Origin of the sequence: Sphingobium sp. B2D3C (assembly GCF_025961835.1) — a bacterium.
Taxonomy (GTDB): domain Bacteria; phylum Pseudomonadota; class Alphaproteobacteria; order Sphingomonadales; family Sphingomonadaceae; genus Sphingobium.
This window is the reverse complement of the sequence record NZ_JAOQOK010000001.1, coordinates 1110090-1135828: the sequence shown is the minus strand read 5'-3', so window position 1 is coordinate 1135828 and position 25739 is coordinate 1110090. Positions and strand designations below refer to the sequence as shown.

At 64.2% G+C, this 25739-nt stretch carries 27 protein-coding genes; 5 read left to right on the top strand and 22 right to left on the bottom strand.

The annotated features are described in order from the left end of the window. The 7 genes from rlxS to M2339_RS05245 all read right to left on the bottom strand — a co-directional run bounded on the left by rlxS (position 1) and on the right by M2339_RS05245 (position 5991). A complete protein-coding gene (gene rlxS / locus M2339_RS05275; protein ID WP_413714720.1) occupies positions 1-2016 on the bottom strand; it encodes a relaxase/mobilization nuclease RlxS in 2016 nt (671 codons plus the stop codon). Positions 2017-2213: 197 nt separating this feature from the next. Then, positions 2214-2573: a hypothetical protein gene (locus tag M2339_RS05270; protein WP_264606228.1), complete on the bottom strand. Its 360-nt coding sequence runs from the start codon at positions 2571-2573 to the stop codon at positions 2214-2216. A gap of 233 nt (positions 2574-2806) precedes the next feature. Then, entirely contained in the window at positions 2807-3418 is a 612-nt protein-coding gene (locus M2339_RS05265; RefSeq protein WP_264606227.1) for a lytic transglycosylase domain-containing protein, read from the bottom strand. Then, positions 3406-3987 (bottom strand): S26 family signal peptidase, encoded by a 582-nt coding sequence (locus tag M2339_RS05260; RefSeq protein ID WP_264606226.1) that lies wholly within the window; start codon positions 3985-3987, stop codon positions 3406-3408. The genes M2339_RS05265 and M2339_RS05260 overlap by 13 nt, the downstream gene beginning before the upstream one ends. Further along, the gene (locus M2339_RS05255) at positions 3984-4214 is read right to left on the bottom strand and encodes a helix-turn-helix domain-containing protein (RefSeq protein WP_264606225.1); all 231 of its coding nucleotides are present in this window, start codon (positions 4212-4214) and stop codon (positions 3984-3986) included. The genes M2339_RS05260 and M2339_RS05255 overlap by 4 nt, the downstream gene beginning before the upstream one ends. 150 nt (positions 4215-4364) lie before the next feature. Then, the gene (locus M2339_RS05250) at positions 4365-4664 is read right to left on the bottom strand and encodes a DUF736 domain-containing protein (protein WP_264606224.1); all 300 of its coding nucleotides are present in this window, start codon (positions 4662-4664) and stop codon (positions 4365-4367) included. Between the two features lie 424 nt (positions 4665-5088). Further along, positions 5089-5991, bottom strand: coding sequence for a class I SAM-dependent methyltransferase (locus M2339_RS05245; RefSeq protein WP_264606223.1), 903 nt, complete (start codon positions 5989-5991; stop codon positions 5089-5091). 28 nt (positions 5992-6019) lie between these two features. On the opposite strand from M2339_RS05245, the gene M2339_RS05240 reads away from it, so the two are divergent. Further along, positions 6020-6511: a helix-turn-helix domain-containing protein gene (locus M2339_RS05240; RefSeq protein WP_264606222.1), complete on the top strand. Its 492-nt coding sequence runs from the start codon at positions 6020-6022 to the stop codon at positions 6509-6511. A gap of 118 nt (positions 6512-6629) precedes the next feature. Next, complete coding sequence (locus M2339_RS05235) at positions 6630-7490, top strand: NmrA family NAD(P)-binding protein (protein ID WP_264606221.1); 861 nt, start codon at positions 6630-6632, stop codon at positions 7488-7490. 124 nt (positions 7491-7614) lie between these two features. Here M2339_RS05235 and M2339_RS05230 read toward each other — a convergent pair whose 3' ends face one another. Next, on the bottom strand, positions 7615-8232 hold the full coding sequence (locus tag M2339_RS05230; protein ID WP_264606220.1) for a TetR/AcrR family transcriptional regulator: 618 nt from the start codon (positions 8230-8232) through the stop codon (positions 7615-7617). 74 nt (positions 8233-8306) lie between these two features. Here M2339_RS05230 and M2339_RS05225 point away from each other — a divergent pair, with 74 nt between their 5' ends. After that, on the top strand, positions 8307-8660 hold the full coding sequence (locus tag M2339_RS05225) for a darcynin family protein (protein WP_264606219.1): 354 nt from the start codon (positions 8307-8309) through the stop codon (positions 8658-8660). Between the two features lie 169 nt (positions 8661-8829). Here the strand turns inward: M2339_RS05225 and M2339_RS05220 are convergent, their stop codons facing one another. The 3 genes from M2339_RS05220 to M2339_RS05210 all read right to left on the bottom strand — a co-directional run bounded on the left by M2339_RS05220 (position 8830) and on the right by M2339_RS05210 (position 10842). Further along, a complete protein-coding gene (locus M2339_RS05220; RefSeq protein WP_264606218.1) occupies positions 8830-9243 on the bottom strand; it encodes a DUF2958 domain-containing protein in 414 nt (137 codons plus the stop codon). Beyond that, positions 9240-10211: an ArdC family protein gene (locus M2339_RS05215; protein WP_264606217.1), complete on the bottom strand. Its 972-nt coding sequence runs from the start codon at positions 10209-10211 to the stop codon at positions 9240-9242. The genes M2339_RS05220 and M2339_RS05215 overlap by 4 nt, the downstream gene beginning before the upstream one ends. Positions 10212-10578: 367 nt before the next feature. After that, the gene (locus M2339_RS05210) at positions 10579-10842 is read right to left on the bottom strand and encodes a hypothetical protein (RefSeq protein ID WP_264606216.1); all 264 of its coding nucleotides are present in this window, start codon (positions 10840-10842) and stop codon (positions 10579-10581) included. A 91-nt stretch (positions 10843-10933) separates the two neighbouring features. On the opposite strand from M2339_RS05210, the gene M2339_RS05205 reads away from it, so the two are divergent. Then, the gene (locus M2339_RS05205) at positions 10934-11149 is read left to right on the top strand and encodes a helix-turn-helix domain-containing protein (protein WP_264606215.1); all 216 of its coding nucleotides are present in this window, start codon (positions 10934-10936) and stop codon (positions 11147-11149) included. Positions 11150-11255: 106 nt separating this feature from the next. Here M2339_RS05205 and M2339_RS05200 read toward each other — a convergent pair whose 3' ends face one another. The 11 genes from M2339_RS05200 to M2339_RS05155 form a co-directional block, all read right to left on the bottom strand. Next, positions 11256-11570, bottom strand: coding sequence for a DUF2285 domain-containing protein (locus tag M2339_RS05200; RefSeq protein WP_264606214.1), 315 nt, complete (start codon positions 11568-11570; stop codon positions 11256-11258). A gap of 229 nt (positions 11571-11799) precedes the next feature. Beyond that, positions 11800-12009, bottom strand: coding sequence for a transcriptional regulator domain-containing protein (locus tag M2339_RS16220; protein ID WP_413714719.1), 210 nt, complete (start codon positions 12007-12009; stop codon positions 11800-11802). Then, entirely contained in the window at positions 12006-12878 is an 873-nt protein-coding gene (locus tag M2339_RS05195) for a phytanoyl-CoA dioxygenase family protein (protein WP_264606213.1), read from the bottom strand. Before M2339_RS05195 ends, M2339_RS16220 begins: the two co-directional genes overlap by 4 nt. Next, a complete protein-coding gene (locus tag M2339_RS05190) occupies positions 12875-13645 on the bottom strand; it encodes an acyl-homoserine-lactone synthase (protein WP_264606212.1) in 771 nt (256 codons plus the stop codon). Before M2339_RS05190 ends, M2339_RS05195 begins: the two co-directional genes overlap by 4 nt. A gap of 39 nt (positions 13646-13684) precedes the next feature. Further along, positions 13685-14470: a LuxR family transcriptional regulator gene (locus M2339_RS05185; RefSeq protein ID WP_264606211.1), complete on the bottom strand. Its 786-nt coding sequence runs from the start codon at positions 14468-14470 to the stop codon at positions 13685-13687. Positions 14471-14577: 107 nt separating this feature from the next. Beyond that, positions 14578-15561 carry a CDF family Co(II)/Ni(II) efflux transporter DmeF gene (dmeF, locus tag M2339_RS05180; protein ID WP_264606210.1) on the bottom strand — a complete coding sequence of 328 codons (984 nt, stop codon included), beginning with the start codon at positions 15559-15561 and terminating at the stop codon, positions 14578-14580. Next, a complete protein-coding gene (locus M2339_RS05175; protein WP_264606209.1) occupies positions 15539-16849 on the bottom strand; it encodes an MFS transporter in 1311 nt (436 codons plus the stop codon). Before M2339_RS05175 ends, dmeF begins: the two co-directional genes overlap by 23 nt. Further along, positions 16846-18972 carry a TonB-dependent receptor gene (locus tag M2339_RS05170; RefSeq protein WP_264606208.1) on the bottom strand — a complete coding sequence of 709 codons (2127 nt, stop codon included), beginning with the start codon at positions 18970-18972 and terminating at the stop codon, positions 16846-16848. Before M2339_RS05170 ends, M2339_RS05175 begins: the two co-directional genes overlap by 4 nt. After that, a complete protein-coding gene (locus M2339_RS05165) occupies positions 18969-20648 on the bottom strand; it encodes an ABC transporter ATP-binding protein (protein ID WP_264606207.1) in 1680 nt (559 codons plus the stop codon). Before M2339_RS05165 ends, M2339_RS05170 begins: the two co-directional genes overlap by 4 nt. Further along, positions 20645-22345, bottom strand: coding sequence for an ABC transporter ATP-binding protein (locus tag M2339_RS05160; protein ID WP_264606206.1), 1701 nt, complete (start codon positions 22343-22345; stop codon positions 20645-20647). Before M2339_RS05160 ends, M2339_RS05165 begins: the two co-directional genes overlap by 4 nt. 167 nt (positions 22346-22512) lie before the next feature. After that, positions 22513-23478: a glyoxalase superfamily protein gene (locus M2339_RS05155; RefSeq protein WP_264606205.1), complete on the bottom strand. Its 966-nt coding sequence runs from the start codon at positions 23476-23478 to the stop codon at positions 22513-22515. 216 nt (positions 23479-23694) lie between these two features. On the opposite strand from M2339_RS05155, the gene M2339_RS05150 reads away from it, so the two are divergent. Beyond that, positions 23695-25737 (top strand): conjugal transfer protein TraG, encoded by a 2043-nt coding sequence (locus tag M2339_RS05150; RefSeq protein WP_264606204.1) that lies wholly within the window; start codon positions 23695-23697, stop codon positions 25735-25737. Positions 25738-25739: the final 2 nt, after the last annotated feature.

Below are 25739 nucleotides of genomic sequence, written 5' to 3'. Positions count from 1 at the left end.
TCACGAGATAGTGGGGCCCGAGCGCGCGCGACCGAACTGCCAGCTGATGCCGTCGGTACGCAGGATGCCCGATGCGGCCTTGCCGATATTGCGCTCCAGCACGTCACGCCACGGCACCAGCGTAAAGTCGCGCGACCGCTCGACCACCGCGTAACTGCCACTCTCGAGGTCCACGCGGCGCGCGATCACGCCCTCGATCTTGTCGCCGTTGCCTGTCAGCGCGAAAGGCTTGCCGACGGGACGGGCAAGGCGCTCGCCCGCCGCCATCAACTCACGCTGGCGCAACTGGTTGAGCGCACCGCGCGCCAGCCGGAAATCGCGACCCTCGCCCTCGGCCAAGCCCTGCTCGACCAGCCACTGGCGGCGTGCGGTCAATGTCGTCCGCACCTCACGCCCGAACCCGGCGTCGCGAGGTGCGAGCTCTCCGGACGCGATCTCGCGGTCGACCCATGTCGGCGCGTCGATCGCGGCGAGGTCGCCGATCGCCCGTGTCGACAGGATGGACAGCGACACGGGGCGTTCGCGCTGCTGGCGCTGCGCGAAGGCTTCCGCGCGCGCCAGATGATCTTGCGGGATCGACCAGCTGCCATCGGCGGAGCGCTCGGGGCCGGCGCCGGCGCGGCGCATCGCCTCGAGCCGGCGCACGTGGCTGCTCGCATAGGCTTCGCTGGCCTGCGGATCGTGACGCAGATGCAGGTCGACCGAGTAGCGCCCGCCATTGGCGCGCGCGACGGCATCGATGGTGCGATCGGCCTGGCTGACCGTTGCCCTCGTCGCCTCGATGCGGACGGTAGCGCCTTCTGCGACGGACGGCGTCGCATCGGCCCGGCCGATATCGACATAATGGACGCGGCCATCGATGCCGTCGATCATGGCGTAGTGGCGGTTGCGGTGCTCGTCGGAGAGGCCGCGCTGGATCAACCTCCCGATGATGGGCTCGCGCACCTCGGTCGCGATGACGTGCTCGACGCCCGCCCGGTCGAGCCGGCGCGCGGTCAATTCGCGCTGCATCAGCCGGATGATGTCGCCACGCTCGCCCATGCGGCGCAGTGTATCTTCCAGTCCGTCGGCGAGCCGGTAGCGACCGCCGCCGATGTCCTCGGCGAGGTCCATCGTCTTGAGCTTCCGCAGCCGTCCGGCGGCTATCGATTGCTGGAACGGGTCGTTGTCAGCAGGTGACACTTCGCGCGCGTTGTCCGCCCGTCGCAGCAGGCGCCGGTCGATTGCGGTCAGCCGTTCCTGGTCTACATCGTGGCGCAGGCGCGCCTCGATCTCATGGTCGGTGCGTGGCCCCAGGTCGAGCGTCACAAGCTCGGACGCGCGCTCGCGCAGGCCATGCGCGATGTACTCGCGCGCGATGACGAGGTTGTCGCCCCGATCATCGACGCCGCGCAGGACGATGTGGGTGTGCGGGCGCTCGGTGTTGAAGTGGTCGACCGCGACCCAGTCGAGCCTGGTCCCGAGGTCCTGTTCGACCTGATGCATCAACCGCCGGACATAGGGCTTGAGGTCGGGATATTCGGCGCCGTCCTCGGCCGAGACGATGAAGCGGAACTGGTGCCGGTCGCCGCTCGTGCGCTTGAGGAAATCTTCGCCGTCCGCGCGGTCGGTTTCCGGGCCGTAGAGCTCGCCCGGTAGCCCCTCGCGCGTCACCCCGTCGCGCTGGATATAGCGCATGTGCGCGCGGGCGACCTGGCCGGCCTTGCCCTGGAGACGGATCAGGCTCGTCTTGACGACGGCCCGCCGACCGCGGAATCCAGCAAGCCGGTCGCGGCTCGACAGCAAGCGCCCCATGCTCGCGCCGCGCCCGATCCGGCTGCCATCGAAGCGGCGTGATCTGATGCCGGTCTTGGTGCCGGCAAGCCGCGCCGCGGCGAGGATGCGACCGACATATTTAGTGACGCGCTTGCCGTCCTTGCCGCGCTTCCTGCCGAGCCTGGGCGTGAAATCGTCGTCAGACATCGGAGAGACCCAGAGTCTCGCGATCTGGGCCGCAAAATGGCTGATTTCCGCCATTCCTGCCGCCGCTGTCTCGCGGCGCGAAGCGCCAGTCTCTATAAAAAAGGATGTGCAGACAAAGACTTATGCAGCGTCGCGAGACACTGCCTTTATCTTGTTTCCCCTCTCTTCCTTCCTTCCCACCCTCACGGCTCAAAAAAGGTGGAGAGACGCCGCCGAGCCGACGCCGCCTCTCTCCGTGGTATGCGCTGCGATCAGTGCGCATGGAGCATCGTATCCCGCGCCCTGACCAGCGACCGGAATTGCCGGCACCCCATCATTCCGTGGGCATTGCCATCGCCATCCACGAGCATGGTGGCGCAGAACCACTTGCCATCGAGCCGCCCGCAAATCGCGATCCGATCGAGTTCGAATTCCTCGTCGTCGGGGCCGTTATAGGCGCCGATCCAGCGTTCCTCGACACGCGCATCCCAGCGAAAATCCGCTTCCTCAGCCTCCAGAAACCGGTGCGCCAATGCCTCCCCGGCACCGCGCCCAAACTCCAGTTCCAGCCCAGCCTTCAAGGATTCCAGAACGCGATCCGACGCCGTTCCGATGCTCTGATACATGCTCATGATGACCTCCAACGCTGATGTTCCCATCATCGAGAACGGCGTTTGAGGGACGGGTGGCGGAGCGGCTGTCAGGGCCGCGGAGCGAAGCGCAGCGCCGCGAAGTGGACGTGGGGGGCACCGATTTTCGAAGAAAATTGGGGGGCACCCGCGGGCCTTGAGAGCCGTTCCGCCACCCGTCATGCTGGGCCTATCGAGACGAGCTTCCTCCCTCGCCGACACACGCGACATCACGATCAGTCCCGCTGCGACAGCGTGACGAACAGCGACGACGCTGGGGAAGAACTAGCGTCCGATGGACCAATCGCCTGCACGTTCCTGCGCACCGCGAAGATCGATGGCGATGGGGCTGGACGCATCGGCGCAGGCACCGGGCCGGGTACGGCAGGCGCGACCCTGGCGAGGTAGCCGACCGTCTCGGATGGCAGCCTGACCCGCCCAGCAAGATAGTCCGCATAGCGCTTCGGACCGGCGTTGTAGGCGGCGAACAAGCCCGGATAACCGAAGCGATCGTACATCAGCCGCAGGTAGAACGTGCCGGCGAGAATATTGTCGCGCGGGTCGTCGGGATTGCTGCCGAGGCCGAGCCGGGCGCGCATGTCAGCCCAGGTTCCGGGCATCAATTGCATCACCCCCATCGCCCCTGCCGATGAACGGGTCGGCTTGCCATTGAGATGGGTTCGGCCCCGGCTTTCGGCATGCATCACGCGCTCGATCCAAGCGACCGGTACGCCGAACCGGCTCGATGCCTCGAGGATGTATCGCCGCCAGTCCTGGACCGATTGCGCATGAGCTGGGCTGGAGATGGCCAGCGGCACGGCAGCGAGCAAAGCTTTCAGCGCGCCCATAGCAGCCGCGCCCCGCCGATGACGTCGTCGCCTTCTGTAACCCCGAAATATCGCCCGTCGAACGACGCCGGACTGTCCATCAGCAGGAAGAGTTGCCGGCCGCGCAGGCGAATGCATCCCAACCACATCGGCATCGGTCGCCCGGCGTGATCCCTCGACTTTCGCACGGTAAGCCACCGGCCGTTGAGGAAGATCTGGTGACCCAGCGCGCAGACTTCGTCGCCGGCCGTGGCGACGGCCCGCTTCACGAGCGGCACATTCATCGGCAGGTAGTGGCGCTCGGCCGCCATCCGCCGAAAGGCTTGCGGCGGGCGTGCAACCGCCATCTCACCCGGCTCGATGCTCGCGCCCGGCGTGATCCAGTAAAGGCCCATCGGCGCGCTCGTGCTCGCGTTCCAGACGAGGCGCGGCGTTGGCGGCACGATCGCCGGGGCGAGCAAGAGCGCGAGTGAGCAGCCAACGGCTGCCATGCGTCGCCGGAGCCGCCTGCGCCGCCGCTTTGCCGCGCGTAGGGCATCCCCCCAGGCTAGGAGCGGCGTCTCGGTGAGTGAAACAGGGCGCCGTCTCATCGTGCGAAATCCCGCCCGGCATGCTCGCTGGACCAACTGTCCAGATCGTCGATATGATATTGTACGAACCGGCTGTGCCGACGAAACACCGGTCCCTTGCCGGCGCGGCGAAGGCGCTTCAGCAGCCGGGTTGAGATCTTGAGATAGGCTGCGGCCTGGTCGGTATTGAGGAAGGGTGATCCGCGCTTGGCGCGATTCGCCCTGGCGATGTCATCGTCGCTCTCCATGAGTGCCTTATCCTTTTGAGGCGATCGCAACTGCGCGATCGAGGCACCGTGGATGGGCCGGGCGACCCTGGCTGATGAGTGCCGAAACAGGGAGCGGCTTGTTCGACACCCATGGCCCGGCCCCGCGCAGATCGCGCGGGGCCGAACGTTTCAGCGCGACCAGATGAGCTTGTGCTCGCCATCGTCACCCTGCGTGAGCGTCGCGTAGATCGGTGCAGGCAACGACGGATCGTCGAGCTTGAGGCTCACATATTCGGCACCGGATTCACGCGCCGCCTTGGTCCAGCCAGCGCCGAACTCGACGCCGCCTGCGCTGACACGATGGTCGGGAGCCTTGTCGTGGTCGCGTTCGACTGGCCGGATGCTGGCCTTGACGCGAAGGGTAAGGGTGCGAATCTCGCCATTGTAGACGCCGTCCTCGCTGCGGGTGAAACTACCGATCTGTGCCATGATAACCTCCATTTCGTGACCGATACCGCCCCATGCGGCCTCGATGCGGTTGTCACGCCGCCGGACCTTCGGCGCGCACCCCGCCAAAGGCCCCATCGCTCGCTGGCGATGGGGGGCGTGGGCCGAAGCGTAGCGGAGGACGGCATCAAGCCGAGCTTCTTGCCTCGCGAGGAGACGCGGGTACCGCGTCGGGGAAGAAGGTCGGCGTTGCCGTTGCGCGCCAGGAAAGGGACTGCGGCAGACCGCAATCGTCGAAGGCCACCGGGGCGGCGTGACAGCAAATGGAGCAACAGGGGGCTTGGCGATGGCTACACCTGCGAGACTGTAGGTCAGTGGCGGGACCTCTCCCTCTTCCGTCCCCGGACCAGGCAGACCATGCCTGACCGCCCCCAGCACCTCGCCATCACCCGTCCAGACGCGACGCTCACAGCATTCCGGACTGGATGCCCGCGCGTGCCGAAACCATCCAGCAAGCCGCCTCGAAACGCACCCGGTCGCCGTCGACATAGGGCTCGAAGGCGGCACGAACGCTGGTGACGATACGGGTGCGGGTGTCAGCGTCCGCTTCATGAAGGATCCGGCCCAAGGGGCCTAACCGGGTGAAGAAGGTTTGCAATTTCCCGCTCGGAAAGCTGCATTCGAAATCGATCGGCTGGAATTCGACGCCCGTCCAACCACCAGCTTCGAGAATGGCGCGAACGCGCGCGGTGTCGGCAAACGCAAACTGGCCTGGGCCGTCCACGCGAACGGGCACCGCCGGGAAAAGCGGCGCTGCGGCTCGCTCAGCGGTCGTCATGAACGGATTCTCGCTGGCGGTCCGGAACACCAGCAGGCGCATCTGTGCGGCGTCGCGACATGCGCGACGAAGATTGAGAAAGGCCGAGCCTGGCTCATCGAAGAACATCACCCCGAAGCGGGAAACGATCATGTCGAAAGTCGCGGCGAAAGCATGGGCCTGTGCGTCCGCGCAGACGAACTGCGCCGTGCTTTGCCGCGCGGCGGCCCGAGCCCGGGCCGCGGCGATCATTTCCTGCGATATGTCGATGCCGACGCATTCGACCGCGCCGTGGCCCATCTTGGACAGCGCCAATGTGGTCGCGCCAGTGCCACAGCCGACATCGAGGACCTTTGCCGCCCCCACCGTCCAGAGCTCCTCGACCAGGCGATCCTCCATCGGCTTGAATGCCTCGTTGATGAGGTCCTGTTCCTGTGCCCAGGCATGGCCGGCTACCCCGTTCCAGACGGCTGACTGTTCGTCATATTTCGCTTTCAGCTGTGTCATTCCTATCCTTTCGCGCTTGCCGCCAAACGGCATTGGGGGCAGCATGCCACTTCAAGCCAACTTGAGGTCAAGCATGAAAAGCCCGGATATTTCGCAAGTCGCCAAAGCCTCGGGCGTCCCTGCGTCGAGCCTGCGCTACTACGAGGAGCGCGGCCTCATTTCTCCCATCGGCCGCCGAGGCCTGCGGCGGATCTTCAGCCCGTCAATCTACGATCGCCTGGCGCTGATCGCACTCGGGCAGGCGGCCGGCTTCTCCCTGGATGAGGTTGCCGAGATGCTCGGCGACGATGGCCAGCCAGACATCGACAGGGCAACGCTTGTGGCGAAGGCTGACGAAATCGATCGACGCATCCAGCATCTCACCGCCTTGCGCGATGGCCTCCTTCACGCATCAGCTTGTCCGCAACCGCGGCTGGTCGAATGTCCGACTTTCCATCGCCTCCTCAGCGTGGCGGCCAAGGCAACGCGCCGGCGATCGATCCGATCGAAGGAAAAGCGTGCCTCACTGGCGCCAACGATTGGGACGCCGCTCGAGCGCGGCCACCTGATCGCAAGCAAGGAATGACAGCGCTGCATTGCGGTCAGGCTGTCGCGCCCCAGATGGCCCCGATCGCAGCCTGGCCAGCGCAGGACGAACGAAATGGCGTCTCCGGGATTACGCGAATGCCACAGCTTTCGAGGACATGATGATCATCATTCTAGGCGCCAGCGGACATGTCGGATCAGCGGCGGCGACAGCGCTGCTCGAACAGGGCGAAACCGTCCTTGCCGTCTTGCACAGTGCTCGGCACGAGCCAGTTTGGCGCTCGCGTGGCGCCGAGACAGCAGTCGTGGATGTGCATGACAGCGACGCCTTGCGCGCCGTGTTCCAGCGTGGCCGCCGCGCCTTTCTTCTCAATCCGCCGGGCGACGTCGCCGGGGACACCGAGCGCGAGGAGCTGGGTACGGTCCACGCCATCATGGCTGCGCTCGACGGTTCGGGCCTGGAGAAGGTCGTCCTCGAATCAACTTATGGCGCGCAGCCGGGCGAGCGTTGCGGCGATCTCAACATCCTCCATGAGTTCGAACAGGCCTTGTCTCGGCAACCGATACGCTTCGCCGTCCAGCGCGCAGCCTATTATATGAGCAATTGGGATGACCTGCTGGACGCCGCCAAGGCTGGGACGCTGCCGACGATGATCCCGGCAGACCTCGAGCTTCCCATGGTGGCGCCCATCGATCTCGGTCGCGCGGCTGCTCGGCGGCTGCTGGAGCCCGCCCGAAGCGAAGATCTGCACTATGTCGAGGGACCAAGCCGATACAGTCCGAGAGACGTCGCCGGCGCCTTCGCCAAGGCCTTGGGAACACCGGTCAAGGTCCTGGTCACGCCGCGTGAGCAATGGGTCGAGGCCTTCAAAAAGCTTGGTTTCTCCCAGGCTGCAGCGGAGTCCTATGCCAAGATGACTGCGGTAAGCGTCGATGGAGGCTTCCCGATGCCTGAGACATATGAACGCGGCGAGACCACGCTGCAGGCCTATATAGATCAACTCGTCGCGGGGGGATGACGCTGCGCCATGACGATGGGAATGGGTATCTTGGCGCTTCCGTCGATCCGCAAGGAGCAGGGTCATCGAGGCGAAGGAGACTGCTCCGGAGGGCGGCGAAACTGTGCCGTCAGGGGGGCAGCGGTCACGAAACGCTATCTAGGTAACCGAATACTGCACGCCTGACGCGGCGGCCGAGGGTCACCTGATCCCGTTCGCCACGTTGTCCGGCGGCATCGACCATGCCCTTGAGGATCGCCAGCACGTCCTGCGCCGCTGTCTCCGGATCGTCTTGCGGGGCGACATCCGGTCGGCCCAGCACGTCGAGCAGGATCGCATGCAAACGGGCTGTGACCTGAAGGGTACCCTTGTCGAATGGCAAGCGCGCCTCCTCTAGGTCCAGGATCCGCGCGAGGACCGGGCGGCGCAACTGATGGTCGACGGCTGCTTCCACCAGCATCGACAGCGTCTCATGTCCTTTTGGCGCGGTTCGTGCCGCCTCCCATTCCTTGAGGAGTTGGGAGGTTTCCCGAACGATCAGGGCGCCAATCAGCGCGTCTTTGCTGGGGAAGTACTGATAGAGCGATCCGATGCTGACGCCAGCGCGCTCGGCGACGGCATTTGTCGTGAAGGCGGCGAGTCCAGCCTCCTCCAGAATGCGAGCGGCGGCCTCGACGATCGCGCGTACGGTTTCTCCCGACCGGGCCTGTCGTGGCATTTTCCTGGGCGATGGGCGCTGCTGCTGGTCGGTCGTCCGCTGCATTTTCTATGCGAGTAGCCTGATATGAGGATTTGCTCGCATTCTAGGCGCGTCCATCAACGAGGCAAGGATGCATCATGAATTCGATCCAATCCCCTTTCGAGACGACCCTCTCGGTCTTCATGCTCGTAAAAACCAGCCCCGAATGGCTGGCATTCACGGTCGACCGCCGCTTTGAACTCTTGGCCGAACAGTTCACTCCGATCATCAAGAAGCACGCGTCCAGCGTGTCGCTCCGCTTCTTCGACGTGGAATTTTATTCGACGCGGGTCACGGATATCTGGCTGTGGGACGCAGCGGATCATCACGCCTACCAGCTTCTTGTCGAGGATCTTCGGGAGACGCCCTTCTGGGACCGCTACTTCGATATCGTCGAGATCCTTACCGGGGTCGAGAATGCTATGCCAAGAATTACGATCGCCCAGTCGTGACTGCCTGACGACTTCCTGGAGTGGGGAAGTCCGCGCGGCCGAGCCCCTCGGGCGAGGCCGCGCGGCAAAATTCTCGCAATTGCACACGGGCCGGGTTCGAGATCGAGGCGAAGGCCACTGCTAGCTGGCTCACCGCCGCCCTGTTGACCAGGGCGGTGCCGGCCCGGAATCAGGTTGGCTTTCGCGAGGGTTCGTCGTGCGCCTTTCCGGTCCGGCGCAGAAGGGTCCCGGCCCAGAGGATCGATCCGGCGCGCCGCGCCGTCTCGGTCCAGACAGTCAGCGGAAAGTTACTTTCAAACGCCAGGTCGCGCTCGATCGACAGCCCATAGGGCAAGCGTATCGATTGGATCTCCAACAGGCTGAAGTAACCGAGCTCGGGGCACCCAAAGCCAAGGTCGGCTAGCCCGAAGAGGGTGTCGTCGTCCTCGGCCAACTCGGTCGCGAGCCAGGTTGCCGCCCCGAGCGGATTGAACAGCTTCAGGACGGGCGGTGGATCGAAGCGCTCGCCCTTCGCCTCGCAGGCGCGACGGGAAAGGTCGTTAGCGCGGAGCGCAAAGCGCAATTCGGGAGTCAGAAGGGTCATGCCGCCAGCCTCCCGCCGTCGCTCGAATGCCAAGCTTCACGGTGCCGCGACAGCAGCCACTCGGCGGCCTTGCTCGCCGCGCTGGCGGCCCGGAAGATCGCGCGATTGTCTTCTCGCAACACGTCGAGCCACGCGCCGATATAATCGGCGTGACGTACCGTTGGCGTGATGCCGAGCGACGCGCATAGGAAGGCCGATCCCATTTCGGCGACGAGTTCCTCGCGGGCATAATCCTTGCTGCCGAAGCGATTGGTGAGGTCGCGCGCCAGTCGCGAAGCGTGGCCGGTCGCATGGGTCAATTCATGCAGGCAGGTCCGGTAATAGTTTACCTGCTCGAAGAATGCCGGTTGTGGCGGAACCTGCACGAAGTCATGGCTCGGCACGTAGAATGCGCGGTCACCGCCGATGCGGACGTCAATGCCGGAAGCGGCCATGACCTCCTCGGCAAGGGGCACGATCTCGCGCTCCGGCAGCGGGGCGGGATCGGGGGCGAGCCCCGCGGAAAGTCCCTCGCACTGTGCAACATTGAAAACGGTGAAGCGCTTGAGAAACGAAACGGCCCTTGCTTCACCACCCTCGCGCGAGGCGCGCTCCCTTTCGGCTTCGGGCGTGAAGCGGTCGGCATAGACGACGGCCACGCCGCGCTCGCCTTTGCGGACACAACCACCGGCGTCCTGCGCCTGGCGGAATGTCAGCCATGATTGCGAAGGCCAGCCTTGGGCGATCACCTCGCCCCAAAGGATCAGGACGTTGACACCTGAATAGTTGCGCGCGGTCACCGCGTTGCGCGGCATGCCTGGGCCCGTGCCGCCGGGCATTCCCCATGGCTGAACCCACGGCAGGCGCCCGGCCTCGAGTTCGGAAATTATCCGCGAGGTCACTTCGTCGTATAGGCTGGCCCGCGTCTCGGCTTTTGGAGCCTTCGGCGCGCCCTTGCGTCGGGCACTATGGCTGCTGGCGTTTCGCATCGTTATCCTCCTTCACGCCCAAAACCACATGGCCCCCCGGAAGGCGGGGGTGGGCGGCAAGGAGCGACCAAGAGGCCCGGCTCCAGCGGCCGGCGACACCGAAGGGCGTAACGAAGTGGAGCACCCCGGAGCGCGCGAAGGGGTTGCCGCTGGTCGCGACGGGCCTAGCGGGGCGCGCCGCCCGCACCCGCCGTAATGGGAAGCCCAGACAAATGCGCCGCCGCGTGACTCACGCGGCGACATCGTCCACCGTCAGCGATCGTTGCCTAAGGCCGAGATCCGCCAGGAACTCGGCGGCGCAGTGTAGCAAGCCGCAGAGCGCGGCCGCGTGAGCGCGGGACGGAAAAATTAGCCCACGAAAGCATTTTCAACGGATAGATTTTCCAAACGCCTTCACAGCAGATGGCAGGCCATTGCCGACTATCCAGCGAGCCCGGGCGACATGCGTATCCCAGCAGCGTCGAGCTGCGTCCTCATCAAAGCTCGGATCGAACCCCAGGATTTCAACAGTTCCGACTTGCCAGTCTACTTTTGCATCAGCGGCGTCGATCAATTGCGCATATAACGAAAGATGTTGACGGTCATACTCGACGATCTCACCTGCCGGGGCAACCTGTTGCAGCTTCAGCATTCCAACCGATCCTTACCCACTCACATGCCCTTATAACGAATAGGAACTATCGTTCCTAGAAGGATAGTTCCGGTCACGCGACCAGTGCGGGATGGAGCTCAAGGATCTTCTTGCGACAAATCTGCGCCTGTTGAGACAGGAATGCGGCATAACGCAAGAAGAGCTCGCCGATCGCACCGGTCTTAGTTCGCGCTATGTCGGGTCGATCGAGCGCGCACGCGTTTCTGCAAGCGTGACGGTCCTAGGGAAATTGGCCGTCGCCCTGAGGGTGGACCCTTGCGACCTGCTCAGGCCACCAAGGTCCTAAAAGCAGTAGAGTTACGCTATCATTCTAAGTCTCGTGATAACTCTCGATCCAGATGGAGAATGACTTGGCGAAAGAGGCTCTCGCTATGAAATTCAATCGATGGCTACTAATATCGGAAGACTCCCATCGGCCCGGTCTGTTTCAAAAGTCCCGCACGGGCCACTAGGCGCCGCACCCGCGATTTCACCCACTCCCCTTCTCCCGGCCAGTCGCAGTCGCCAAACAGCCCCCTTGCGATTTCCCGCAAACTCGCTCCTTCGCGGCGGGCATCGGCCACGCGGAGCGCCAGCACCAAGCGCTCGATGTGCACTTCATTCACTTCTGGCACGACAGCATCATGAAGCAGTGCATCCAGGCGCCGCACGGCCTTAATCTGTTCGCCCAGCGCGCTCCCGAGTTGAACCAGGGGATCAATCGTCACGGCCCCCGACAACATCGTGCCCGAGACCACGTCAAGCCGCAGCGATGTCGCTCCCAGACGGATTCGAACATGCTCGCCGGCCATCGAAACTGCGACGCATGCATCTTGTTCGACAAGGTCGAGGGCGCCTGGCCCTGCCGCCGAGGCCGGCCGGCAATGCACCGCGAGCACAGCCGGGTCCGTCCCCGCCGACCAGATCGGAGTGGCCTGGGTACAATCCTGCGCTGGATCAATCGGGAAAGTGCAACCCCCAGCGGCTCGAAGATGCGGGATTTGCCGTGACCACGCGGGACGGAGCGCTCGCTGGACCGCGGAGAGCTGCAGCGTAAACCGGGTCGCGCCGCAGCAATTCCCAGGCCAGCGCGCTGCGCCCCCCGGCGACGATTGCCCGATAGGCGACCTCGTCGCGCCATTGACCGGGAGGCACGACGCTCGTCATTTGTCGCCAGTGCGTTGGCTGGCGAGGAAGGCGGCAGCCGCCTCGACCTGGTCGGGCCTTAGCGCGTCGATCGCCGGCAGATGTTCGGGCAAGGCACCGCGGAGCAGGATCGATGGGCATTGTCCTTCGACGTTGCCGAGATTGGGCCGATGCTGCGCGTATCCGACAAGCGCGGCCAAGTCGGGTGCGAATGTACGCGCAATTGCCGGCGGGTAGACCAGCCACTGAAGCTCGAACGGCTTCAGCCAGCCCAGGCAGTAGCTTATGATTATGCCGCGCCGAACCGTCGTCGCTCGGTTTGCGCCGCCACCATGCAGTGTCGATCCAAGGAAGAACAATGCATCGCCCGGAGCGACGGCGGGCACCAGGGCCTCAGCCTCCGGCAGGACGGGCTCGTCCTGATCCTCATGGCTATGCGGCCAAAGCCTTGTACCGCCATTCTGACGGGTGAACGGCGTGAGCGGCCACATCACGTTGACGAGATATTCGATGCTCCCCTTGGGACCGGCCCACATGTCCTGATCGCGATGCGGTAGCTGCGGGAGCGCACCCGGATGGATCTCGATGGCCTGCGTAAGGTTGAGCGCGATCCGCTCGCACCATGGGGACAGGAGCCGCTCGACGACCTCCAGGACCATTGGGTGCATGACAAGTTCGGCGGCGCGAGGCGAGCGTTTTAGCAAGCCTCCGAACCGCTTGGTGCGCGCGCCATAGAAGGTGCCTTGGCACAGGGGCGTCGCCGCGAAACGCGGATCGAGATCGTGCTCTAGACTGGCGATCGTGGCGGGTGCGACGAGGCCCTCCGCCACGCACCAGCCCTCGCGTGCGAGGTCGCCGCTCAGGCGTTCCGCCTCGAGCCGGGGCCTCATGCCGCGATCCGTTCTTCAGCAGGGCGATACACGCCGGTCCATCCCAGGCGGTCGGGCGTATCGCGGTCGATGTCGATCGCGAAGGCCCCGATCATGCCGCCGCGGATACGAACGGCGGGCCCAAGCGGTTGGGCTTTCCAGCCCATGGCGAGCACGAGCTTGCGAAAGCCATCGGGTATCACCCCAGTGATGCGGTCGATGCCGCGGGCGAGCGCGAAATCGACCATGGCGGAGATGAGGCGATCGCGCAGGACGAGGCGCCGGGTTGCCCCATGCCGTTGTGGTAGACAGAGCCGCGTGCTCTCCCAGGTCGTCGGACCGGTCGGCACGCCGCGGAAGCAAAGATGGGGGAATAGCGTGTCGAGCAAATGTGGCAGGACGGTAGGCAACATCCGCATGGATGCCTCGTGCCTGCCTTCGTCGTCGGCCGCGATGATGTAGACGGCGCGCGGGCCATCGAACTGGTCGATCTCGAACCGCCCATCCACGACCGGCACGTCCCAGCCAAAGAAGTCGACGAACTGGAGTTTCCGGTCGGCGAACATGGATTCGAGAAGCGGGCGGTTGCCAGGCTCGAGATGGTTTTCGATGAGATGGATCATGGCTTGCTCCCTGATTGCGAACCGCGACAAGGAAGCACCAATCGGGTGCCTCGGCAGGCCGAGCAGTTGCTCGGGGTTGACCCGAGCGAATTCGGCGCCGCCGACCGTCCTCCCGTTGGATGGGCGGAGACTTGAAACCGTGAGGAACTGCTGCGGGCTTTGCACGCGATGCCGCGACCGGCGCGTCGTAAATAATGCGAGCGGCTATCCGGACTCGCCCTGCCTCAGCTCATCGAGGCCGACTTCGCCGGCGAACAAGGCACTCACCACCAGTTCCGTTCGACCATGCGCATCGAACAGTTCCCGAGCCTCGGTCATGTAGCCGTCGATGGTGCGGGGTGTCAGCCCGAGTGCGCGTGCGATCTGCTTGTTCGACAAGCCGCGACCGACAAGGACGACGCAGTCCCGCTGCCGGGGCTGGAGCCTTGGCAGGGCGACCAGGGGCCGTGGCCCGAGAATCAGTCGGCGGGCCGCCTGGAATGCGAAGACCCCGATCATCTGCGCCGGGCCCAGGAGACGAGCGACGCTGCCGGGCCGCCTCGTTCCTGCAAAAGTGCAGGATCCCAAAGTGTCGCCGAGCAGGCTACATGGCACGGTGATGCCTTCGTTCAGTCCCAGGGCCAGCCCTGCTTCCAGAGCGAGGCGGTCGCGGCGATCCAGGGCGATGATCCGATCGATCTCGGACCAGAGGAAGGCGGCGTCGGCGAACGCGCATGCGCGGAGCACTGGATCGCGTCGGTAGGCGCCACCGTCGATGAGCCGCGCGGTGATGAGCTCCGGATAGTGCTTGATGTTCACCCGGCCCGGGGGAGCCCCGCGCAGGTCGGCATGGTGAATGAGCGCGTAGTGGCGAAATCCCATGTCCGCGGTAACCGCTTCCATGAGCGAGGCCAGTTCCTGTGAAGAGGTGGCGGCGCGGACGGCGCGAATGAAGCAGTCGGCCAGTGCCGTGCCTGTCGCCAGCCATGGCCGCCATCGGTCCACCGGCATCCTCCGTAATCCTCCCGCCGTCAGCTAGCCGGCATCGAGCCCCCATTTTTGCAAAATCTGATCATCGAATTTCCGTCGTCGCGGCCGGCTTCAGTGCTGGCGCCCATTCAGGAGCAGCGACATTGGCGCACTTCTATGACGGGATGCACGATCGGCAGGGATCGCAGACGGCCGCGCAAGTCCTGCGGATCCAACTCTTCGTGGGCGACGACCTGGGCCGTCATCGTGAACAAGCCGGAACCAACCGACCACAGATGGAGGTCGGTCACGTGCAAGCCTGCTCCTTCGCCAATCGCCTCAAGGGCGTGCGTTCGCAGGGCGCCGGCCGCCTCGAGGTCAAGGAGTACCGAGCCGCTGGACTTGAGCAAGTTCCATGACCAGGACACGATGACCCCTGAGGCCGCGAGGGCGACCAGCGGGTCGAGCCAGTTCCAGCCAAAAGCCCATGCCGCGGCGATCGCGGTGATCGCGGCGAGCGACGTCAACGCGTCCGCGACCACATGGATGAAGGCAGCCTTGAAATTTGAGTCGTGATGATGCCCGTGGTGCCCTTTGGCATGGCCGTGGCCATCGCGGTCATGCGTGCCGCTCGTGCAATGGTCGTCCGGGGAATGATCTTCGCCAGGGCCGTGATGATGATGCCCGCTGCCAAGGATCAGCGCGCATCCCAGGTTGACGATAAATCCAAGGGTCGCGACGACAAGGGCATCGCTGTAAGCAATGGCGTGTGGTTCGAGCAGGCGCTCGCACGCCTCGACCATGATCCAGGCACCCGACGCGCCGAGAAGCAGGGCACTGGCAAAGGCCGAAAGCTCACCAATCTTTCCCGAGCCGAGGCTGAGCCGCCGGTCCTCGGCATGTCTGCGCATGAGGTAATAGGCTGCCGCCGCGAGCCCGAGAGCGGCGACGTGGGTGCCCATGTGGATGCCATCCGCCAGCAGTGCCGTCGAGCCGGTCATCCACCCTGCCACGACCTCGACGACCATGACGACCAGCGAGATAGCGGTGACGACGACCATGCTGCGCTCCGGGGCGGCCGAGCGCTCGCCGAAGCTGTGGTCCAAATGATCATGCCGCAGGCACAGCGTCACATTCCAATCCTTTCTTGTCGATGTTGGTAAGCGAGGCATGTCCGTTTCTTGGAAGCCGCAGCAACGGCACCAGGCAGATGCCGGCGAGAGCCAGGATCGCACTTGCAAGGAACGAGGTGGCGTAGCCGGCTTCCTCAGAAAGGAAGCCGGCAATCACCGCACCGCCCATTTGCGCGAATGACATGAGGCAGCTGAACGCCGTGACGTCCATGCTGCCTGACTCGCGCCCGGCGGTGGCCATGAAAGCGCTGTTGGTCCCGACGAGGACAAAGCTCATGGCAATATAGAAGCCGACGAATTCGACAGCGATCAGCATGGGGGAATTCGCGCCAATCGACGCATTCGCAGCGCTGAGCCCAGAAGCTCCGGCGAGGAGGGCGAGATCGACGGCGAGGCCCCATCGAAGACCGAGCTTCCGGATGATCCAGGCTGCGGCAGCGCCACCTATCACCCAGCTGGCGCAAGTCACGACGCCATTGAGCGTCCCGATCTCCGCCAGGGAGAAGCCGAGGTCGACTAGCCTTGGCGGCATCATCTTGAAGGTGGCGCCCATGCCGAGCCCGGCAGCGATTGAGAGCAGCGCCAAGGGAATGACGCCAGCCCTGCGCAGCAAATGAAGCGGTGCTGCGAGTCGCAACCGAGACGGTAAAGGTTGCTCGTCGCCCGACCCTGGTTCAGCAGCGCGACCTACGATCATCGCGCCGATCGCAAGGGAGGCGGCGCTGATCAGCTGGGTGCTCGCCCATCCAAGCTCGGCGAAGACAGCCAGGAGAAGCGTTCCCCCCGCCAGCGCTCCCATCCCGGCGCCCGTGCCAATCGCAACGGTGGCCCAGCAGTGCCTGTCGCGTGGCAGCGCCGCGACTGCATAGCCCCACGTTGCGGCGCGCAGCGATGCGGACGCAAAGGAAATGAGGAAGATAATCGCGACCAGGCCGGCCAGATTGTCAGCGGGCGGTGTCGCGGCCGAAAGCAGGTTGAGCAGCGCCATTGCTGCGAGGATCAGCACCAGCCAACCTCGGCGCCGTCCCAGGCCAAGCGGGTTGACCATGTCGAAGATCGGCGCCCAGATGAAACTGAGTGAATAGGGCAGGAATGTCATTGCCAGCAGGCCGATGAGATGGAGCGACATCCCTTGTTCTCGAAGGACTGCGGGCAATGACATTCCGTAGAACCAGATCGGGATGCTCTGTAGCAAACCAAGGATCGCGAGTTGGACGTATGTCGACCGGTAGGTCTCGCGGTACCCGGGATGTTCGCTCGCCGTGGTCGGCGCATGGTGGCAACTCATGTGCCAAGCTGCCAGGAAAGACCAATTCCGACCGTGCGGCGAGGTCCAAGGAAGACCGCCGCGACCGAGAGAAACTGGGTACCGAGCGTCTCGGCCCTGCGATCGAGGAGGTTGCGCGCGAACAGGTGTGCGCTGAGGCGGCCTTTCTTCCACGCTACCCTGGCGTTGATTGACGCATGGCCGGCAAGGTCGAAGGCGTTCGACAGGTCTGCCGCGCGAGCGCTGACGAACTGAATGTCGACCTGGGTGTCCAGCATGCCATCGACGAACGCGACCTTGCGGCCAACGCCCACGAAGCCGGTCGCGCCAGCCACGCCTGGGACCCGGTTCCCTCTTCGCGCCCCAGTCACGCTGCCCGTGGGGACCTCGCCGATCGACGTGCTGGTCAACCCGCCATTGGCCACGATGTCGAAGCCGACACCGGTGTCGAGGCGTCCTTCAAGCTCGATCCCATATGTCCTGTAGTCCAGGGCTTCCACGATCGTGCGGCTATTGACGAAGTCCAGCGCCTGGAGGTGTCCCGACCGCACATCGTTGTAGAAGGCGCTCACGCTGACATCCAATTTGCCGTCGAGGAGTGCGTGGCGGCCACCTATTTCGTAGGCAAGGGACATCGATCGGCGATACGGCGCTTGGCTAACTCCTTTTCCGGCGTTCGGATTGTAGCTGGCGAAGCCGGCCGGCGAGCGTCCTGTCTTGAAGGATATCCAGGCCATTCGATTACCGCCGGGTCGCCATTCAAATGTGACGCCACCGCTTGCCCAGGTCTCCTTGACGCGGGCGGCTTCGTTGAAAGCGGGGATGACCCCCGGAGTGCCGAGGGAGTCGAATTGGCTGCGAAACGTCGTGAGGTCACGGCCTGCTCGGGCGCCGAGCGTCAAGGCTGTAGTTCTGCTCAGCGGTATCCCGACCTCGCCAAAAATAGAGAGCGACCTCGTTGCGATCCGCGCGGTGACATCCGCATTGGAAGCAGGCGAGATCGAATTGGTCTGCCGGTTCCCATATGCATATCTTGACGCGTAGGCGCTCAGGCCACCGATCCACCGGACGCGTCCGCCGGGGTTGGAAGACAAACGAACCTCGGCGGACTGCACCCGTTCACGGCTCCGCACGGCGCTGAAGTCAGTCGCCGCGGAATTAGTGAACTCTTGCGGCGGCCTACCGAAAATGCGCGCATAAAGGAGGGCGTCGGTAAGCTCGAGATCGCCGTGCAAGTCGATTGCCTGCAGGCCTGCGCTCGCGGCGATCTCGAACCCTGGCGTCTCCTGGACAAGTTCCAGGGCGCCTGTCGTCACCCTGCGCGACTCGAAGGGGTCGACGTCCAGCCAGTTCAGGGCTTTGTCCTTCGTTTCCTTCACGACATAGCTGGAGGGATTGCCGGTCGTTTCCTCGCGGTAGAGCGACAGGCGCATGCGTAAACCAGATGCAGGCGTGAGGCGGAGCGAGGCCCTGCCAGCCGTCACCTCGTTGGCGCCCAGCGCGGATCCGGTTCCTAAATTGCGCAAGGATCCACGCGTCCGCGCCGATCGCACGGCGACCCTTCCGGCGAGGATCCCGTCGATCAGGCTTGCCCCCGCGGTCGCTTCAACGGTCCGGAGACCTGTGTCGCCGACTTCGAAGCTGGCATTCAGTTCGGAGGTGCCATCGGCTTGCCGAGTGACCAGATTGATCGTGCCAGCTTGCGAGCTGCGCCCGAAAAGCACATTTTGTGGACCACGCAACATCTCGACGCGCGTCACGTCGAGCGTCTGGCTGAACCCTACGTCGGACGAGAGGGGCATGCCATCGAGCGCGATGCCAATGGTGGTATCGAACGGGCTGATCGGAAGTCCAAGCAAGCCAACGCCCCGCACGAGCGCGACCCGGCGGCCTTGGCCAGCATCGGTGATGCTTACATTGGGAGCGCGCCTGCTGATTTCCGTGGCGGCATCCAGGGTGCCGTTCAGCGACGCATCGGGCGCGATTGCCGTGATCGAAACCGGCACGTCGCGTAAGCGTTCGCCGACGCGACGCGCCGTGACCACGATATCTCCATGCGCGCCGGAATTATCCTCGTGGACCGGGCAAGGCGTCACGCTGGCGAGGCAAGCCGCACATTGCGACAAGGCTAGCAATGGCGTCATAGCCCATTCCCCACGACGGCACCGTTGCTCAGTTCGATCACCCGGTCAGCAGCGCCGATGGTGGTTTGGCGATGCGCGATCACGACCAAGGTTCGGCTTCCGCGAATGGCGCCCAGAGCCTGCTGGAAGGCATGCTCGCTTTCAGCGTCGAGGTTCGACGACGCCTCGTCGAGGATGACGACGGGAGTATTGCGTACAAGCGCGCGCGCGATGGCGATGCGCTGTCGTTGTCCGCCGGACAGGCCTGTCCCGCCCGAGGCGAGCGGCGTATCATAGCCATCGGGCAAGGCCGAGATGAAGGCATGGGCTTGCGCAGCCTTGGCAGCCATGCGGATTTCGCCCGGTGTCGCGTCCGGCTTGCCGAGCGCAATATTGTCGGAGATCGTCCCTTCGAAAAGGACTACATCCTGTTCGACGATGGAGACGAGCTGGCGCAGCGATGCCAGGCTCATGGACCGAATGTCGACGTTCCCGATGCGGATCGCACCTTCGTCCACATCCCAGAGCCGGAGAAGCAGGTTGGCGCAGGTGGATTTTCCCGATCCCGAGCGTCCAACCAGCGCTACCGTCTCGCCCTGCGAGATGCTGAAGGTGGTGCCACGAAGAGCGGGAGCGCGTTCGCGTGAATAGGCGAAGGAGACGTGGTCGAAGGCGATGTCGCCACCGTCCGGCAACTGCGTGCCGGTGTCCTGGATCCGGGCCGGCTGGCGAAAGATGGTCATCAATCGCTTGGCCGCGCCACGCAGCTGGCCCAATGATCGCGCCGCCTGCCCGATTTCGCTTAAGGGTAGCAGGGCGGCTCCACCAAGGGCCACGGCGAGCGGAAGCATTTCGAGCGTCAGTTCGCCTTTCGTATATAGCCATAGCGAAATAGATGCCGCGACCACCACGGTCGCCGTCTGGACCAGCTCGATCGCACCGGTCTCCAAACCTGCGCGTCGGCCGTAGACCGCGTTCGCGACGCTGAGCTCGCGATCAATTTCATCCATGCGCGCCATCAGCTTGGGGCCGCGCCCAAAGGCGAGGATTTCACGGATGCCGGCCGCCGCCTCAACGATTTCGGCGTTCAGACGCCCCTTGATGAGAGCGAGGGCGTCGCCCTGTTCTCCGGCGCGTTTGGAAAGGACGAAAGGCGCTGCGAGAAGCAATGGTACGAGGGGCAGCAAAGCGAGGCTGATCGCGGGATGTACGATCGCCAGTGCGACCAGCGATGCGAGCGGCACAGCCAGCGCGGCGACATAGTCGCCAAGCAAATGGGCGAAGAACATCTCCATTGCATCAGCGTCGCCGACCGCCGTCGCGGCAATGTCTCCGCTTCGTTGGCCCATGACCGTGGCGGGCGCGGATCGCTCGACGCCGTCGAAAACTTCGATCTGAAGTGTCTCGATGAGCGCAAACGCGAGGTCGTGGGAAACAGCGGACTGCCACCATCTTGCGAGCGCCGTTGAAATGCACAGGAGCGCCAGCGCCATCCCTTCCAGCATCAGGTCGCGTCGGACGCCGCTCGCCACACCCCCTGCGATCCACGCGAGAAGGGCGACAAGGCCCGTCGAAAGCGAGAGGGCGAAGAGCCCGGACGTGATGGTGAGCACGAGCGCGCGGCGCTGCCGTCCCACGATGGGAAGCAGCCCGACCAGGTCGGAAAATGCCCAAGTCGTCGGGCTTGGCGTGCTCATGCCTCGATCCCCTGCAACTTGGCGAGCGTGGCGTATGTGCCGGACATCTCCAGCAACTGCGCATGGTTGCCCCGTTCGACGAGACGCCCTCCGTCCAGCACGAGGATTTCGTCGGCGTGGGCAATCGTGGCCAGACGATGGGCAATGATCAGCGTCGTCCGGCCGGCGAGTTGCTGCTGCAGCGCATGTTGAATGACGCGCTCGGTTTCGCGGTCGATGGCTGACGTCGGCTCGTCGAGGATGACGATCCGGGCGTCCTTGAGCAACGCCCTCGCGATCGAGATGCGCTGCCTTTGCCCCCCGGAAAGGCCGGCCCCGCGTTCGCCGACGAGCGTGTCATAGCCTTTTGGTAGCTGCGCTATGAAATCGTCGATCCCGGCCGCGCGGGCGACCTCGCGAAGTCGATCGACCGGTGCAGCTTCGTTGCCCAGCCGCAAATTGTCCGCGATCGTGCCGGGGAACAGGTAGGTGGCTTGCGAGACCACCGCGATCTTGGACCTGAGGTCCTCCACGGCAACCTGAGAGATATCGACACCGCCGATCCTGACCGCACCGGCGAGCGGATCCTCGAAGCGCTGAATGAGCGAGGCAATGGTGCTCTTGCCCGCGCCGGATCGCCCGACGATCGCAAGCGTTCGGCCTTCAGTTATGACGAAGCTGACATCGTCCAGCGCTTTGTCTGTTCGCGAGCCATAGGCGAAGGACACGTGGTCGAATTCAATGGTCGAACCGGATGGCAGGGTAATCGGCTCTGAGGGATCGCGAATTGGCAGGGGCATATCGAGCACGGTCCCTATGCCCTTCGCGGCATCGTCAGCGGACCAGGCGGCATGAAGCGCCTTCTGCAGCCTCTCAAGCGGACGAAAGACTTCGCGTGCGGCCAACAGCACGACCAGCAATGGCGTCGTGTCGGCAGGCGTGTGCATGGCGTCTTGGGCAGCAACCCAGACCGCGATGCCGATGCCCGAGTACGATAGGAAAGCAGTGAGTCCTTCGCGCCCTAGCCCGACGTTGAGGCTCCGCATCGTTTCGCGCCTCAAGGCGGCCGCCCTGTAGACGGCTTCCGACCTGCGCCGAGCCTGCGCATCGGAGGCCTTTAACGTGGCCATGCCCTGGACGCTTTCGAGCAAGAAGGACGAGAAGCGGCCCATGGCGGCAAAGACGCCCGCATTCTGCTGTCGACGCAATTTGAGCCAAACCTGGTCTACAAGGGGGCTCGCGCCGGCAAAAAGAAGGAGTATCGCTGCCGAGGCCGGCGCGTAGCAGCCGATCGCGATGATCGACATCGCGGATCCGATCCAGGCGGAAGCCTGGGCGACGCGGTAGGTCCGGAAATAGGAGGCCATCGCATCGACGCCCCTCGTTACCGTCCCCGCGAAATCTACGCCAGATTGGGATGGGCCAATGGCGACCAGCTTCGCCACCAGCGAAGAGCGTAGACGCGCAGCAATCAGGGTTGCTCCTTTCGAAGCGGCGATTTCGGCGCTCATTCCTGCGGCTGCGCGCGCAATAGCCAATACAAGCAGGCCCATGACCAGCATGAGGCCGCGCTGGCTATCTCCCGAGACGGTCGCACCGATCGCCTCGGCGACAAGGACAGCCTCGGCAAGATGGGCCGCTGTAACAAAGCCATGAAGCGTGATCGTGCGTACAAGGGCGCCGCCACTTAGGCGGCCAAAGGACGAAGCATGTGACATCGCAAAGAATATGACTGACCGTTGGTCAGTGAGTCAATGAACTTTTCGTCTGATACGTCCTTTGCGCGTTTCGTAAGAGCCTTGGGACTGGATTATGGAGCTGCTGACCCACGGTCATTGGGAGCCGGCTGGCAGATCAAGTCAGGCTTTGGCACGAGCGGGCCAGGCTAAACCACAGCGGACTCCATGAATCGGATATGGTTGTTGAAAGGGTCGATCACCTCCAGCGTCTGGCGCTCTCCGTCGTCCTCAATAGCAGGACTGAGGTTCCTGTAGGGTCGGCCCTCCAGTTCCTTCAGGAAATCGACGAGGCCGCGAACCGCCACGACCATGTTGCCCCCCGGCGTCGCGTCGCCGGAATGCTCGGACAGGTGAAGGCGCAACCCTTCGCGGGAAACCTGGGCGTAAAGCGGTGCGCTGGGAGCGAAGCGGTGTTCCCAGTCGACGGAGAAGCCCAGATAATCACAGTAGAAGGCATAGGCGGCGGCAACGTCGAAGATGCGAACGATCGGGATCGCTTGCGCGAAGCGGTCCGCGTCAGCCGAGCGTGGACGGCCCATGATACTGGCGCACAGCGCCTCCGCGCGAGAAACGATGCCCTTCCGATGCGCCAAGTCACCGCGCAATATTGCCCCATCGATCAGACCATGAACCCCATGGAAGATGAATGCCGAGGTGATATCGGGCTCGGGCACCTCCCAGGCACCAGCGCGCGATCCAGAAGAGATGAGGCGAGTAAGACTGTCGGTCACGGGATTGTCGCCGCTGGGACTCCTTGCTGCCGTTGGCGGTTCATGGAAGACAATATCGTGAAGAGGGACATCCTCGAGATAGCCATCCACCATGGCGCTCGACCACGCCCGTAGCCTGCCCCACCAATCGTCCGGCGACACCGCCTCGACCTTGGCCTCGATTTCCGTGACGAACCTTGCGATATAATTGGCGCGAAGTCCCGCCAGGACGTCCTCTTTCGACTGGAAATAAAGGTAGAAAGTGCCCTTGGCGACGCCGGCCTTGGTCGCGATTTGCTCGATCGTCGTCGCCGATATTCCTTTTTCAAGAAACAGGGCGGCGGCTGCACCCAGGATGTCCTCGCGTCGGATTTCAGACGGCTTTGTTCTCGGCGGCTTCATGTGGTCCTCGCGTTCATTAGTAAGCGACTCTGAGTAACCGTCGATTGCGACAATATCCAGTGTGACTGCCCGTCGGTCACTTGACCTGAGGTCAAAGGCGGTTGTCACCGCAAAGGCATGTACCGGCACCAGCCAAGCTCTCTCGCGGGACCGCGAAGTCTGGGATCTTCGAGCCAGACCCGATCTTCCAAATTCACTGGTGCGGCGGAGACCCTGATGACCCCGACCAAATTGCTGATTGGCCAGTTCCTCGTGGTAATGGCGATCATCGTCGCCAGCATTTGGGCAGCCACGCAATGGGCGGCGGCGCAACTGGCCTACCAGTCACAACTCGGGCAGCCATGGTTCTTCCTGGCCGGTGCGCCGGTCTATCATCCGTGGTCGATATTCCCTTGGTGGTTTTCATTCGACGCCTATGCGCCAGTCGTGTTCGACGAAGCGGGCGCCATCGCCGCGGCGGGCGGCCTGGCTGGATGCGGCGCAGCAGTTCTTGGATCCCTGTGGCGGGCGCGCCAGTCGAACACCCTTACCACATACGGCTCCGCCCGCTGGGGGACGCGAGGGGATATCAAGCAGGCGAACCTCCTTGATGAACGCGGTGTCACGCTCGGGCGGATCGGCAGTCAGGATCTTCGCCATGATGGCCCCGAGCACGTCATGGCTTTCGCACCGACCCGCTCGGGCAAGGGCGTCGGCCTTGTCGTGCCGACGCTTCTGACCTGGACCGGTTCGGCAGTCATCCATGATATAAAGGGGGAGAACTGGCAGCTAACGGCGGGATGGCGCGCACGCTTCTCGCACTGCCTGCTCTTCAATCCGACTGACGCCCGCTCGGCGCGGTACAATCCGCTGCTGGAGGTCCGGCGCGGGGTGGACGAGGTTAGGGACGTCCAGAATATCGCCGACATCCTCGTCGATCCTGAAGGTGCGCTCGAACGTCGCAACCACTGGGAAAAGACGAGCCACTCTCTCCTGGTCGGCGCGATCCTCCACATTCTCTACGCCGAAGAAGAGAAGACGCTCGCCCGCGTGGCAACCTTCCTGTCTGACCCGCAAAGGAACTTCGCAGCCACTTTGCGTCGGATGATGGCGACCAATCACATTGGTACAGCAGACGCTCCGCTGGTCCATCCGGTGGTGGCCTCGGCAGCCCGCGAATTGCTGAACAAGAGCGAGAACGAACGCTCGGGCGTGCTGTCGACTGCCTTGTCGTTCCTCGGTCTCTATCGCGATCCGACCGTGGCCGCCGTCACGTCCGCCTCGGACTGGCGGATCGCCGACCTGGTCGAGGCCGCGCACCCGGTTTCCCTGTATCTCGTGGTGCCGCCGTCAGACCTCAGCCGCACGAAGCCGCTTGTGCGGCTGATCCTTAATCAAATCGGTCGCCGCCTGACCGAGGCTCTGCACGGCACCGGCAAGGACGGCGAAGGGGCGAAGGGTCGCCACCGGCTGCTGATGATGCTTGATGAGTTTCCGGCGCTTGGGCGGCTGGATTTTTTCGAAACGAGCCTCGCCTTCCTTGCCGGCTATGGGGTGCGCGCGTTCCTCATCGCGCAAAGCCTCAACCAAATCGAGAAGGCGTATGGCGAGCACAACGCCATCCTCGACAACTGCCATGTTCGCATTGCATTTGCGACCAATGACGAGCGCACCGCCAAGCGGATCTCCGATGCGCTGGGTACCGCGACCGAACAGCGGGCGATGCGCAACTATGCCGGGCACCGGCTCGCACCCTGGCTCGCGCACGTCATGGTCAGCCGGCAGGAGACCGCCCGCGCATTGCTGACCCCCGGCGAGGTCATGCAACTGGCGCCGACCGACGAGTTGGTCCTGATCTCGGGCCACCCGCCGATCCGCGCGAAGAAACTTCGCTATTATGAGGATCGCCGGTTCACCGTGCGCGTGTTGCCCGCGCCGTCGCTCGACATCGACGGCTATCGCGACCTTCCCGCCGCACGGGCAAACGACTGGGCCGGACAGGTAGCCGGCGCCGACATGCGCCTCGCCGGCGGAGGCGATGTCGAGGAAGGCACCGATGCCGGCGGTCTTGAACAGGCCCGCCATCCAGCGCACGAAATCGAGCCGACCATCGTGATCGAGCCGGAAATAGCCGACCCGCTCGGTCTCGGCGAGGACGACGGCGATCAGGCCGCCGAGCGCCGAGCGATGGACCGGGTGCAGACGCTCGGCACGGTGCGTACGGTCTATGGCCTCGATGCCGTCTCCGGTCGTCCCGACGACCTGCAGCTGGGGTTATGACC

Excerpts from the sequence above, each read along its gene's own strand:
- rlxS (WP_413714720.1), bottom strand. The coding sequence starts at position 2,016 with ATGGCGGAAATCAGCCATTTTGCGGCCCAGATCGCGAGACTCTGGGTC.
- M2339_RS05270 (WP_264606228.1), bottom strand. The coding sequence starts at position 2,573 with ATGAGCATGTATCAGAGCATCGGAACGGCGTCGGATCGCGTTCTGGAA.
- M2339_RS05265 (WP_264606227.1), bottom strand. The coding sequence starts at position 3,418 with ATGGGCGCGCTGAAAGCTTTGCTCGCTGCCGTGCCGCTGGCCATCTCC.
- M2339_RS05260 (WP_264606226.1), bottom strand. The coding sequence starts at position 3,987 with ATGAGACGGCGCCCTGTTTCACTCACCGAGACGCCGCTCCTAGCCTGG.
- M2339_RS05255 (WP_264606225.1), bottom strand. The coding sequence starts at position 4,214 with ATGGAGAGCGACGATGACATCGCCAGGGCGAATCGCGCCAAGCGCGGA.
- M2339_RS05250 (WP_264606224.1), bottom strand. The coding sequence starts at position 4,664 with ATGGCACAGATCGGTAGTTTCACCCGCAGCGAGGACGGCGTCTACAAT.
- M2339_RS05245 (WP_264606223.1), bottom strand. The coding sequence starts at position 5,991 with ATGCTGCCCCCAATGCCGTTTGGCGGCAAGCGCGAAAGGATAGGAATG.
- M2339_RS05240 (WP_264606222.1), top strand. The coding sequence starts at position 6,020 with ATGAAAAGCCCGGATATTTCGCAAGTCGCCAAAGCCTCGGGCGTCCCT.
- M2339_RS05235 (WP_264606221.1), top strand. The coding sequence starts at position 6,630 with ATGATGATCATCATTCTAGGCGCCAGCGGACATGTCGGATCAGCGGCG.
- M2339_RS05230 (WP_264606220.1), bottom strand. The coding sequence starts at position 8,232 with ATGCAGCGGACGACCGACCAGCAGCAGCGCCCATCGCCCAGGAAAATG.
- M2339_RS05225 (WP_264606219.1), top strand. The coding sequence starts at position 8,307 with ATGAATTCGATCCAATCCCCTTTCGAGACGACCCTCTCGGTCTTCATG.
- M2339_RS05220 (WP_264606218.1), bottom strand. The coding sequence starts at position 9,243 with ATGACCCTTCTGACTCCCGAATTGCGCTTTGCGCTCCGCGCTAACGAC.
- M2339_RS05215 (WP_264606217.1), bottom strand. The coding sequence starts at position 10,211 with ATGCGAAACGCCAGCAGCCATAGTGCCCGACGCAAGGGCGCGCCGAAG.
- M2339_RS05210 (WP_264606216.1), bottom strand. The coding sequence starts at position 10,842 with ATGCTGAAGCTGCAACAGGTTGCCCCGGCAGGTGAGATCGTCGAGTAT.
- M2339_RS05205 (WP_264606215.1), top strand. The coding sequence starts at position 10,934 with ATGGAGCTCAAGGATCTTCTTGCGACAAATCTGCGCCTGTTGAGACAG.
- M2339_RS16220 (WP_413714719.1), bottom strand. The coding sequence starts at position 12,009 with ATGACGAGCGTCGTGCCTCCCGGTCAATGGCGCGACGAGGTCGCCTAT.
- M2339_RS05195 (WP_264606213.1), bottom strand. The coding sequence starts at position 12,878 with ATGAGGCCCCGGCTCGAGGCGGAACGCCTGAGCGGCGACCTCGCACGC.
- M2339_RS05185 (WP_264606211.1), bottom strand. The coding sequence starts at position 14,470 with ATGCCGGTGGACCGATGGCGGCCATGGCTGGCGACAGGCACGGCACTG.
- M2339_RS05175 (WP_264606209.1), bottom strand. The coding sequence starts at position 16,849 with ATGAGTTGCCACCATGCGCCGACCACGGCGAGCGAACATCCCGGGTAC.
- M2339_RS05170 (WP_264606208.1), bottom strand. The coding sequence starts at position 18,972 with ATGACGCCATTGCTAGCCTTGTCGCAATGTGCGGCTTGCCTCGCCAGC.
- M2339_RS05165 (WP_264606207.1), bottom strand. The coding sequence starts at position 20,648 with ATGAGCACGCCAAGCCCGACGACTTGGGCATTTTCCGACCTGGTCGGG.
- M2339_RS05160 (WP_264606206.1), bottom strand. The coding sequence starts at position 22,345 with ATGTCACATGCTTCGTCCTTTGGCCGCCTAAGTGGCGGCGCCCTTGTA.
- M2339_RS05155 (WP_264606205.1), bottom strand. The coding sequence starts at position 23,478 with ATGAAGCCGCCGAGAACAAAGCCGTCTGAAATCCGACGCGAGGACATC.
- M2339_RS05150 (WP_264606204.1), top strand. The coding sequence starts at position 23,695 with ATGACCCCGACCAAATTGCTGATTGGCCAGTTCCTCGTGGTAATGGCG.